The organism is Nitratidesulfovibrio sp. 1201_IL3209 (genome assembly GCF_036763125.1).
Lineage (GTDB): Bacteria > Desulfobacterota > Desulfovibrionia > Desulfovibrionales > Desulfovibrionaceae > Cupidesulfovibrio.
The window spans coordinates 1-256 of record NZ_JBAIYT010000111.1 but is presented as its reverse complement, the minus strand read 5'-3'; the positions used below and the strand labels follow the sequence as shown (position 1 = coordinate 256).

The following is a 256-nucleotide window of genomic DNA, read 5'->3' as shown; positions in this document are numbered from 1 at the left end:
ACCTCTCCTCTTAACCTTCCGGCACCGGGCAGGCGTCAGTCCCTATACGTCGTCTTGCGACTTAGCAGAGACCTATGTTTTTAGTAAACAGTCGCCACCCTCATTTCTCTGCGGCTCCCACGGGCTTTAAGAGTAAATCCTTTCACCCATAAGAGCACCCCTTCTTCCGAAGTTACGGGGTTATTTTGCCGAGTTCCTTGGCCAGAGTTCTCTCGAGCGCCTTGGGTTATTCACCCCACCCACCTGTGTTGGTTTC

1 rRNA gene is annotated in these 256 nt (G+C 52.7%); it reads right to left on the bottom strand.

Annotated elements, in window-relative coordinates:
- Window positions 1–256: ribosomal RNA gene (locus V6B97_RS17495) — 23S ribosomal RNA — on the bottom strand; the annotation flags it as partial.